Origin of the sequence: Phenylobacterium sp., assembly GCF_035475775.1 — a bacterium.
GTDB lineage: Bacteria > Pseudomonadota > Alphaproteobacteria > Caulobacterales > Caulobacteraceae > Phenylobacterium.
This window is the reverse complement of record NZ_DATIMC010000116.1, coordinates 1-9,822: the sequence shown is the minus strand read 5'-3', so window position 1 is coordinate 9,822 and position 9,822 is coordinate 1. Positions and strand designations below refer to the sequence as shown.

The window sequence follows — 9,822 nt, the reverse complement described above, 5'->3', positions numbered from 1 at the left end:
GAACACCTTGAAGCCGGACCCGCGAAAGCTTTCGCTCACGTCCGCCATCCTGATCGGATTGCGCAGGTCGGGCTTGTCCGAGCCATACATCCGCATCGCGTCGGCGTAGGCAATCAGCGGAAACTTCGGCGTGACCGGCTTGCCGTCGGCGAACTCCTCGAACACGCCGCGCAGCACTGGTTCCACGGCGGCGAAGACGTCCTCCTGGGTGACAAAGCTCATCTCGATATCGAGCTGGTAGAACTCGCCGGGCGAGCGGTCGGCGCGGGCGTCCTCGTCGCGAAAGCAGGGGGCGATCTGGAAATAACGGTCGAAGCCCGCCACCATCAGGAGCTGCTTGAACTGCTGGGGCGCCTGGGGAAGCGCGTAGAACTTGCCGGGATGCAGGCGCGAGGGGACCAGGAAGTCGCGCGCGCCCTCCGGCGAGGAGGCGGTCAGGATCGGGGTCTGGAACTCGTAAAAGCCCTGCTCCAGCATCCGGCGGCGGATCGAGTTGATGACCTGGCTGCGCAGCAGGATGTTGCGATGCAGCGTCTCGCGCCGCAGATCCAGGTAGCGGTGCTTCAGCCGGATCTCCTCCGGGTAGTCCGGCTCGCCGAACACCGGCAGCGGCAGCTCGTTGGCTTCCGAGAGGACCTCGACCTCCTTCACCCGCACCTCGATCTCGCCGGTCGGCAGGTTCGGATTGATCGTCTCGGGCGAGCGCGCCACGACCTCGCCGTCGAGGCGGATCACGCTCTCGGCGCGCAGGTGATCGACCGTGGTGAAGCTGGGGGCCGATGGGCTCACCACCAGTTGGGTCAGGCCATAGTTGTCGCGCAGGTCGATGAAGATCAGGCCGCCGTGATCGCGCTTGCGGTGAATCCAGCCCGAGAGCCGGACCTTGTCGCCGGTGTTGGCGGCGCGAAGCTCGCCGCAGGTGTGGGTGCGGTAGGCGTGCATCTCTTCAGGAAATCGGGGTGCTTTTACGAGGCGCGGAAGGGCGCATGACGCCCCCCGATTGTCAACAAGTGCTGACTTTCTGCATCCCCTCCCGCCGCTCCGGATGGATCGGCGCCCGGTGCTTGCGCGCCGTCGCCCGGTCGCGAGGTCGCCGCCGATTCCCTCGTGCTGGCGTCAGCACGTTTCAAGCCCGCAATGGCGCTCGGCGGCGGAGCGGCCGCGCCGGCGGCCACCACCGAGAGGTGCGCTCGCGCGGCTGCGCGGAAAAGCCAGATGACCCCCTTCGCCGCCCGCGCCACCTGCGACCGTTGCGTTTCAGTTGCGTATCGGTTCCGATGCCGAGCGGCCATTTCCTCGACGATCCATACTGCTACTCCTGCTCGGGCTGAGCAGGTCGGGAGGGCTTTGTGCGGCGCGCATTGGGGCGGAGCGGGTCACGAACCAGGCTCGGCGAACACCACTCTGAGGTGCGATCGTGAGCGCACCCTGGCGCTGGCGCCTGGCGGATCGGCTGCGCGGCGCCGATCGCTCCGAGGCGCACCTGGTGATCATCGGCGGCTGCGGATCCAGCGGCACCACGCTGCTGCGGCACCGGCTCGACCGGCACCCCAAGATCTTCTGCGGACCGGAAAGCACGCTGTTCCTTGAGCGGATCACCTCTGCGCAGGAACTCGCCGAACGGTTCGGCTTCGCGCCGGCCGAGGTGCGGCGCTGGCAGGCCGCCAGTCCGACCCGGCTCGCCTTCATCGAGCGCTTCCAGCGCGCCTGCCTCGAGGCGAGCGGCAAGGCGGTCTGGGCCGAGAAGACGCCGGAGAACATACGCCAGTTCGAGGCGCTCGCAGACCGGTTCCCGAACGCCCGCTTTGTCCATCTCGTGCGCGACGGCCGCGACGTGGCCTGCTCTCTGCGGCGCGCGCGCTGGATGAAACTGGAAAAGATCACCGGCGGCGCCGACCGCGCCTCGCCGGAGGCCTTGGCCGCCTGCGCGCGCTACTGGGCCGAGCGGGTGCGCGCCGGCCGGCGGCTGGCGGGCTCGCCGCGCTACCACGAAGTCCGCTACGAGGATCTGGTGCTGCGGCCCGAACCGACGCTGCGCGCCCTGCTGGGCTTCCTGGGCGTGGAGTGGGACGAGGCGGTCCTGCGCCATCAGGCCGAGGCGGCGGCCCCGGCCGCCGGCCCGGTCTCGCCCCGTTCGATGGGACGTTGGAGGTCGGAGCTCTCGCCGGAGGCGCTGGCGGTGTTCGAACGCGAGGCGGGCGCCGAGCTGGCCGCCCTCGGCTATGCGGCCGCGCCCGCCGGGGCCGCGCCCGAACGCGCCGCAGCCGCGATCGCCCATCCGGCCGCGATCGGCGCCCGCCGCGCGCCCTGGAAGGCGCTCCGCCGCGATCTCTACGCGCTGTGGCTGGCGATGAAGCATCCCCGTGTGCCCAGGCTGGCGCGCATGGTCACGATTCTGGCCGCGCTCTATCTGCTGGCCCCGTTCGACCTCATTCCCGACCGCATCCCCGTATTCGGATATCTGGATGACGCCATGGCGCTGGCCGCGGCGGGGGCGCTGGTGCTGCGGATCGTGCCGGCGGCGCTGCGCCGCGAGCTGCGCTATGCCGCCGCCATGCGGCTCAGCCGGCGAATCTGGGCCGCCTGACGTCAAAACCCCCGAGTCGCCGTACGCTCGGCGGCAGATGAAGCAGCTGCTGATCGTCTGGCACTCGCGCACAGGCGCGGCGCGGGCCATGGCCGAGGCCGCGGCGCAGGGCGCCCGGTCCGAAGCCGAGGTTGCGGCCCGGCTCGCCCGCGCGGCCGAGACCCAGGCCGAGGATCTGCTCGCGGCGGCCGGACTGATCTTCGCCTGCCCCGAGAACCTGGCGTCCATGTCCGGCGAGATGAAGGAGTTCTTCGATCGCTGCTACTACCCCTGCCTGGGACGGCTGAGCGGGCGCGCCTATGCGGCGTTGATCGCGGCCGGCAGCGACGGCGAGGGCGCGGCCCGCCAGCTCGGCCGCATCGCCACAGGCTGGCGGCTGAAGGCCATCTGCGAGCCGCTGATCATCTGCACCCATGCCCAGACGCCCGAGGCGATCCTGGCCGAGAAGCGGCTCGGCGACGCGGAGCTCACGCCGTGTCGCGAGGTCGGCGCCGCGATGGCGGCCGGGCTGGCCATGGGCGTCTTCTAGCGGCGCTGCGCCCCCGTTGCGGCCAGCAGCCGATCGCCCTCGCTCAGGGTGACGTGCTGGCCGAAGAACTCACGCAGGGCGGCATAGTAGCTCGTGTAGCCGAGTGCGGGGCTGTGGCAGGCGGCGAGCAGCCGCGCAACCCCGGCGCCCGAGGCATCCCGCAGCTCGACGCGATAGGGCAGGTCATCGCTTTCGGCGGGTCGCAGAAATTTCGCGGCGAGCTCGGCCATGCGCGGTCCCTCTCTGGGTTGGCTCGTATCATCTGAGCGCGCGAGCGTCGGTCACGCAGCGGACAGAACCCTACGCCGAGCGGTCGCAGCGGGGCGGCGGCCGGCAGGTCCCTGCGGCGCCGTCGCGGGCCGCATTGCCGGGGCGACACACGGCTCGTAAAATCGCCTGATAAAGGCCTTGGCAAATTCACGACCGACATTCTTTGGGGGAGCATTGACTTGAGACGCGCCGTTCTTCTCGCCCTTTCGACCGCCCTGGTCGCCGCGCCCCTGGCGATGGCCCAGGCCGCGCCGGCCGCCGCGCCCGCGAAGGCCGCCGCCGCCTACCATGCCCCGCGCACCCCCTTCGGCCAGCCGGACCTGTCGGGCAACTGGAGCAACGCCACGCTCACCCCGATGATCCGCAACCCCAAATATGGGGCCCAGCTGGTCATGCCGCCGGCCGCCGTGAAGGCGGAGGAGGCGGAGATGGCGCGGGAGTTCAAGGAGGGCGACATGCCCACCGACCCGAACGCGCCGGTGCAGAAGGGCGAGGACAAGAACGTGCGTCCCGAGTTCGCGGCCGCGGGCGGCGACGTGGGCGGCTACAACATCGGCTGGCTCGATCCCGGCCGCGCGGTGATGCGGGTGAACGGCGAGCCGCGGACCTCGCTGATCACCACCGAGACTGGCCGTCCGCCGCCCCGCAAGGACGGCGAGCAGGCGAGCTTGTTCGGCCGCGGACGCGGCGGCGGCGGCCGGATGGGCTCGTTCGACAGCTACGAGACCCGCTCGCTCGGCGAACGCTGCATCATCGGCTTCGGGCGCAACGCCGGCCCGCCGATGTTCCCCAACGGCTTCTACAACAACGACTACCAGATCCTGCAGACCCCCGACGCCGTGGTGATCGAGGTGGAGATGGTCCACGACATGCGGATCGTGCGGCTGAACGCCAAGCACCGCACCGACGGGGTCCGGCCCTGGTTCGGGGATTCCATCGGCTGGTGGGACGGCGACACCCTGGTCGTCGAGACGACCAACGTCCCGAAGGAGGAGGCCTTCTTCGGCGCCTGGAAGGACCTGAAGGTCACCGAGCGGTTCCGCCGCGTCGCGCCCGACCGGCTCTACTATTCGTTCCAGGTCGAGGACCCGAGCGTCTGGGACAAGCCCTGGGGCGGCGAATACGAGTTCCATCCGCTGAAGGGCGAGCTCTACGAATACGCCTGCCACGAGGGCAACTACGCGCTGCCCGACATGCTGCAGGGCGCCAGGCGCCAGGAAGCCGAAGCGGCCGCCAAGGCCCAGGCCCCCGCGGCCGCGGCGACGCCAGCCAAGGCCGGCGGCGGGCGGCCAGGCGGCGCGAATTAGCCTCAGCTCGGCGACGGCCGCTATCGCGAGCCCCCTCCCCTGACCGGGCGGGGGGTGTCGCTTGTCCGCCTTGCGCCGGGCGGCGCGGTGCGGTCTACCTCGGTTGCAGGGATCGTCGGCAAGGCTCGACCGCTATAGCGCTGAGCGACGTCACAACCGCACGCCCGAGGCTGACCGTGAGCAAGCTTACTCCGCCGCCGGTGGCGGCCTCCGCGCTCGAGCTGATCGGCGCCACGCCGATGGTGGAGCTGCACGGCTTCGAGGCCGGCCGGTGCCGGCTGTTCGTCAAGCTGGAGAGCGCCAATCCGGGCGGCTCGATCAAGGACCGCATCGCGCTCTCGATGATCGGCGCCGCGGAGAAGGACGGCCGCCTCGAGCCCGGCGGCACGATCGTCGAGGCGACCGCCGGCAACACCGGGCTCGGCCTGGCGCAGGTGGGGCTCGTCAAGGGCTACAGGCTGCTGCTGGTGGTGCCCGACAAGATGGCGCGCGAGAAGATCCAGCACCTGCGGGCGATGGGCGTCGACGTGCGGATCACCCGCTCCGACGTCGGCAAGGGCCACCCGGAGTACTACCAGGACATGGCCGCCGCGATCGCCGCCAAGCTCGCGGGCGCCGTCTACATCAACCAGTTCGAGAACCCGGCCAATCCGCTCGCCCACGAGACGACCACCGGGCCGGAGATCCTCGAGCAGATGGGCGGCGACGTCGACGCGGTGGTGGTGGGCGTGGGCTCGGGCGGCACCCTGACCGGCCTCGGGCGGTTCTTCGCCAAGGCCTCGCCGAAGACGCAGATGGTGCTGGCCGACCCGGTGGGCTCGGTGCTGGCGCCGCTGGTCGAGCGCGGCGAGCGGGTCGAGGCCGGCAGCTGGGTGGTCGAGGGCATCGGCGAGGACTTCGTGCCGAAGAACTGCGACCTGTCGTTCGTGACCAAGGCCTACGAGATCCCGGACAGCGAGAGCATCGCCACGGCGCGGCTGCTGCTCACCCGGGCCGGCATCCTGGGCGGCTCGTCGTCGGGCACCCTGCTGGCCGGGGCGCTGCGCTACTGCCGCGAGCAGACGGCGCCCAAGCGGGTGGTGACGCTGGTCTGCGACACGGGCTCCCGCTACCTCTCCAAGGTCTACAACGACAGCTGGGTGGCCGAGCAGGGGCTGGCCAGCCGCGAGCTGCACGGCGACCTGCGCGACCTGATCGCCCGCGGCTCGGCGAGCGGTGAGACGGTGACGGTCGGGCCCGAGGACACCCTGCTCACCGCCTACAACCGCATGCGTCAGGCCGACGTCAGCCAGCTGCCGGTGCTGGACGACGGGCGGCTGATCGGGCTGATCGACGAGAGCGACCTGCTGGAAGCCGTCGAGGACCGCCGGCAGGACGCGCGCTTCAACCAGCCGGTGGCGGCGGCCATGACCGCCAAGCTCTCGACGCTGCAGGCGAGCGAGCCGCTGGAGGCGCTGCTGCCGATCTTCGAGAAGGACCAGGTGGCGATCGTGCTCGACGGCCACGAGTTCCTGGGGCTGATCACCCGCATCGACCTGATCAACTACCTGAGGCGGGCGGCGTGACCGGGGAGCACGGCAAGAACCGGCTGGACTTCGCCACGCGCGCGATCCACGGCGGGCAGGAGCCGGATCCGACCACCGGGGCGGTGATGGTGCCGATCTACGCCACCTCCACCTACGCCCAGGAGAGCCCCGGGAAGCACAAGGGCTTCGAGTACTCCCGCAGCCAGAACCCGACGCGGTTCGCGCTGGAGCGGGCGCTGGCGGACCTGGAGAGCGGGACCCGCGGCTTCGCCTTCGCCTCGGGCCTGGCGGCGATCGCCACCCTTTTGGACGCGCTGGAGGCCGGCGATCACGTGGTCGCCAGCGAGGACCTCTACGGCGGCTCGTTCCGGCTGTTCGACAAGGTGCGCAAGCGCTCGGCCGGGCTCGAGTTCAGCTTCGTCGATCTGGCGGACCTGGCGGCGGTCGAGGCGGCGGTCACGCCCAGGACCCGGCTGATCTGGGTGGAGACGCCGACCAATCCGATGCTGCGGCTGGCCGACCTGGCGGCGATCGCCGAGCTGGCCCGGCGGCGCGGCATCTGGTCCGCGGCCGACAACACCTTCGCCTCCCCCTACGTGCAGCGGCCGCTGGAGCTGGGCTTCGACGTGGTCATGCACTCGACCACCAAGTACGTGGGCGGCCACTCCGACGTGGTGGGCGGCGCGCTGATCGCGGGCGACAACGCCGAGCTCTGCGAGAAGATCGCCTTCCTGCAGAACGCCGTGGGCGCGGTGGCCTCGCCGTTCGACAGCTTCCTGACGCTGCGCGGCCTCAAGACCCTGGCGCTCAGGATGCGCCAGCACTGCGACAACGCCTCTCGCATCGCCCAGTGGCTGGAGGGCCGCCGCGTCGGCCGGGTGATCTATCCGGGCCTCGCCAGCCATCCGCAGCACGCGCTCGCCCGGCGCCAGATGCATGGCTTCGGCGGGATGATCACCCTGATCCTCGATCGCGACCTGGCGGGCACGGTGGCGGTGCTGGAGCGGCTCCGGCTGTTCACGCTGGCCGAGAGCCTGGGCGGGGTGGAGAGCCTGGCCGAGCACCCGGCGATCATGACCCACGCCTCGATCCCGGCCGAGCAGCGGGCGCGGCTCGGGATCAGCGACGGCCTCATCCGGCTCTCGGTCGGCGTGGAGGACGCGGCCGACCTGATCGCCGACCTCGACCAGGCGCTGCGATAAACCCGCTCGTTCCCGCGAAGGCGGGAATCCATGCTGAGCCCGCGACCGTGGAGAGAAGGCTCGGGTCCCCGCCTTCGCGGGACGAGCGGTGGAGATCACCCCCGCCCCTTGGCGAACAGCAGGTCCTGCCAGCGCCAGGCGCCGCCGCCGATGACGACGCGCGGCGAGCCGGGGCCGGCGGCGAGCTTCAGCAGCACGAGGCCGTGGACCGGCTGGCGACGGCAGGCGACAGGCGCGAAGGCCACCTCCCACATCACCGCCTCGCGGACGGCGGCGAGGCCCTGGCCTTCCTCGCCGCTCCGCTGGATCCAGGTCCCGTCGCGCCAGAGGAGCAGCGGCTTGCCGCGGTAGGCTGCGGCCATCGCCTCGCGCACGCGGCGGTCGCCGCGGAGCTTGGCTTCGAGCCAGGCGGCCATGTTGCACTCGCCGCCGCCCGTCTCGGCGGTGGCGGCGCCGGCGACCTCGGCCTCGCCGAGCTCGTCGCCGGGCGAGGCGGCGCGGCCGGGGGCGACCGGCAGCGGGGCGACGTCGGCGGGCGCGGGCTTCGGCCGCCGGACCTTCAGGCTCGCGACCGGCTTGGGGGCGGCGGCCTTGGGCGGCGTGGGCGCGGGCTTCGGCTCCGGCGCCGGCGGCTGCGGCGGCTTCGGCGGCTCAGGCGGGGCGAGCACCACCGGCAGCACCTCGGGCTCGTCGAACTCGCGCGGCGCCGGGGACGGCGCGACCGAGAGGATCAGCGCCAGCAGGCCGGCGTGGGCCGCGGCCGAGACGGCCCAGGCCCAGCGGCGGCGAGCGGAGCCTCCCCGGTCGCTCATGGTCCGCTCTCCTGTCCGCGGCGACTCACCTCGGCGTCATCCCGGCCGCAGCGTAGGGGAGAGCCGGGACCCAGGAATGCGGCGCCCTGCCCCTGGGTCCCGGATCGGCCTGCGGCCGTCCGGGATGACGGGCGGTGTTCGCTTACGCCAGGACGATCAGCACCACGCGGCGATTGGCCTGGCGGCCTTCGCGGGTGGTGTTGGGCTGCACCGGGGCGTCGGGGCCGTAGGAGATGGTGTTCACCCGGTTCAGCGCCACGCCGTGCTGGTTCAGGTAGCGGCGCACCGCCTCGGCCCGGAGCTCGCCCAGGTGGTAGTTGTAGTCCTTGGGCCCGGTGGCGTCGGTGTGGCCCTGGATCTCCACGTAGACGTTCTTGTTGTCGCTCTTCAGCTTGTCGATGAAGGCGTCGAGGCGGGCCTGGGCCTCGGGGCTCAGGTCGTAGTGGTTGACCCGGAACTTCATCGAGTCGTCGGACAGCACTTCCGAATAGAGGAACTTGCCTTCCGCGAGCTTGCCGGCCGCCGTCGCCCGGTCGAGGGCGTCCTTGGCGGTGCCTTCCACGGCCCCGACGTGCTGGTCGGTCGCATCCACGCGGGTGGAGACCGTCGCGACCTGCTTGTTGACGTAGTCCTTGGTGGCGCAGCCGCCCAGGGACAGTCCGCCGAGCGCCAGGGCGCCTGCGATCATCATCGTTCGATTCATGGTGGGGTGTTCTCTCCCAGTCGGCCCCCGCCGCCTCGAGGCTGCACTGTTTCAACACCGAAATAGGCCATTTCGTGGCGAGGCTCGGCCGCAGGTGGGGCGCGATGGGCTGAAAAACACCCTCGGCGTCATCCCGGCCGGAAGCCGGCCTCGCGGGCTGCAGAGCCGGAACCCAGTTCCCGTGCGCGGCCCGCCGGCGCCGCCCCTGGGGCGGAGGATCGCAACACGCGGCCTTGATTGGGCCTTGGTGCGGGCGGCAGGCTGCCGCCATGAGAGCCGCCCTGCTTGCCGCTGCGCTCGGCTGCGCGTGCGCCGCCGCCTCGGCGTCCCTGGCGCAGGAGGCGATCCCGGCCGGGCCGCATGCGCCGATGCCGGCCGCGGCGCCGCCGCCGGGGGCCGTGGATCCGGAGAACACGCCCGAGGCGATCGGCGAGTGGGGCCGGCGCGTGCTGGCCGGCGAGCCCACCGGGCCGGATGCGGCCAGGGCGCAGGCCATGCGGGCGGGCGCGCGGCCGGGCTGCGCGGCGCCTGAGGACCGCAAGCCGCACGGCGAGGTCACCGTCGGCATGGGCTCCGGCGGCTACCGCGGGGCCGGCGCGGTGATGACCGCCCCGATCGGCGACTGCGCCCAGGTGACCATCGCAGTCGACGGCGCTCGCATCGACGCGCCGCGGCGGCGGCGGTAGCGCCCCGCTCCCTGCGTCATCCCGGTTTCGACCGGCGGGAGAAGACCGGGACCCACCAGCGCTGGAAGAAAGGCGTAGTTCGGCCGTCCTGCCCCGGCTCGCCCCCGCCACCACCCGCTCTTCGGCCCGCGGGCGCGGGCCTCGGCGGGCGGTCCCCCTCCCCCGTTCGCTGCCGCTCACGGGGGCGGTAGCTACCTCGG

The 9,822-nt window shown here is 71.9% G+C and carries 10 protein-coding genes; 6 read left to right on the top strand and 4 right to left on the bottom strand.

Annotated features, from left to right (window positions below; genetic code table 11):
• The coding region (gene aspS / locus VLI41_RS14460) for an aspartate--tRNA ligase (protein ID WP_325268786.1) at positions 1 to 942 on the bottom strand (942 nt) is incomplete at its 3' end.
• Between the two features lie 475 nt (positions 943 to 1,417).
• On the opposite strand from aspS, the gene VLI41_RS14455 reads away from it, so the two are divergent.
• Together VLI41_RS14455 and VLI41_RS14450 are read left to right on the top strand one after the other, a co-directional pair.
• Entirely contained in the window at positions 1,418 to 2,587 is a 1,170-nt protein-coding gene (locus VLI41_RS14455; protein WP_325268785.1) for a sulfotransferase, read from the top strand.
• A 37-nt stretch (positions 2,588 to 2,624) separates the two neighbouring features.
• Complete coding sequence (locus tag VLI41_RS14450; protein ID WP_325268784.1) at positions 2,625 to 3,116, top strand: flavodoxin family protein; 492 nt, start codon at positions 2,625 to 2,627, stop codon at positions 3,114 to 3,116.
• On the opposite strand, the gene VLI41_RS14445 is transcribed toward VLI41_RS14450, so the two are convergent.
• Entirely contained in the window at positions 3,113 to 3,346 is a 234-nt protein-coding gene (locus VLI41_RS14445) for a hypothetical protein (RefSeq protein WP_325268783.1), read from the bottom strand. The two genes, VLI41_RS14450 and VLI41_RS14445, sit on opposite strands and share 4 nt — an antisense overlap.
• 219 nt (positions 3,347 to 3,565) lie before the next feature.
• Between VLI41_RS14445 and VLI41_RS14440 the strand changes: the two genes are divergently transcribed.
• The 3 genes from VLI41_RS14440 to VLI41_RS14430 all read left to right on the top strand — a co-directional run bounded on the left by VLI41_RS14440 (position 3,566) and on the right by VLI41_RS14430 (position 7,421).
• Positions 3,566 to 4,693 carry a hypothetical protein gene (locus tag VLI41_RS14440; RefSeq protein ID WP_325268782.1) on the top strand — a complete coding sequence of 376 codons (1,128 nt, stop codon included), beginning with the start codon at positions 3,566 to 3,568 and terminating at the stop codon, positions 4,691 to 4,693.
• A 170-nt stretch (positions 4,694 to 4,863) separates the two neighbouring features.
• Positions 4,864 to 6,258: a pyridoxal-phosphate dependent enzyme gene (locus VLI41_RS14435; RefSeq protein WP_325268787.1), complete on the top strand. Its 1,395-nt coding sequence runs from the start codon at positions 4,864 to 4,866 to the stop codon at positions 6,256 to 6,258.
• Positions 6,255 to 7,421: a cystathionine gamma-synthase gene (locus tag VLI41_RS14430; RefSeq protein WP_325268781.1), complete on the top strand. Its 1,167-nt coding sequence runs from the start codon at positions 6,255 to 6,257 to the stop codon at positions 7,419 to 7,421. Before VLI41_RS14435 ends, VLI41_RS14430 begins: the two co-directional genes overlap by 4 nt.
• A gap of 95 nt (positions 7,422 to 7,516) precedes the next feature.
• Here the strand turns inward: VLI41_RS14430 and VLI41_RS14425 are convergent, their stop codons facing one another.
• A complete protein-coding gene (locus VLI41_RS14425; RefSeq protein WP_325268780.1) occupies positions 7,517 to 8,233 on the bottom strand; it encodes a hypothetical protein in 717 nt (238 codons plus the stop codon).
• A 142-nt stretch (positions 8,234 to 8,375) separates the two neighbouring features.
• Positions 8,376 to 8,924 carry an OmpA family protein gene (locus VLI41_RS14420; protein WP_325268779.1) on the bottom strand — a complete coding sequence of 183 codons (549 nt, stop codon included), beginning with the start codon at positions 8,922 to 8,924 and terminating at the stop codon, positions 8,376 to 8,378.
• Positions 8,925 to 9,205: 281 nt separating this feature from the next.
• Here VLI41_RS14420 and VLI41_RS14415 point away from each other — a divergent pair, with 281 nt between their 5' ends.
• A complete protein-coding gene (locus VLI41_RS14415) occupies positions 9,206 to 9,622 on the top strand; it encodes a hypothetical protein (RefSeq protein WP_325268778.1) in 417 nt (138 codons plus the stop codon).
• Positions 9,623 to 9,822 lie beyond the last annotated feature (200 nt).

Coding starts and splice junctions, on each gene's coding strand:
- VLI41_RS14450 (WP_325268784.1), top strand. CDS start 2,625: ATGAAGCAGCTGCTGATCGTCTGGCACTCGCGCACAGGCGCGGCGCGG.
- VLI41_RS14445 (WP_325268783.1), bottom strand. CDS start 3,346: ATGGCCGAGCTCGCCGCGAAATTTCTGCGACCCGCCGAAAGCGATGAC.
- VLI41_RS14425 (WP_325268780.1), bottom strand. CDS start 8,233: ATGAGCGACCGGGGAGGCTCCGCTCGCCGCCGCTGGGCCTGGGCCGTC.
- VLI41_RS14420 (WP_325268779.1), bottom strand. CDS start 8,924: ATGATGATCGCAGGCGCCCTGGCGCTCGGCGGACTGTCCCTGGGCGGC.
- VLI41_RS14415 (WP_325268778.1), top strand. CDS start 9,206: ATGAGAGCCGCCCTGCTTGCCGCTGCGCTCGGCTGCGCGTGCGCCGCC.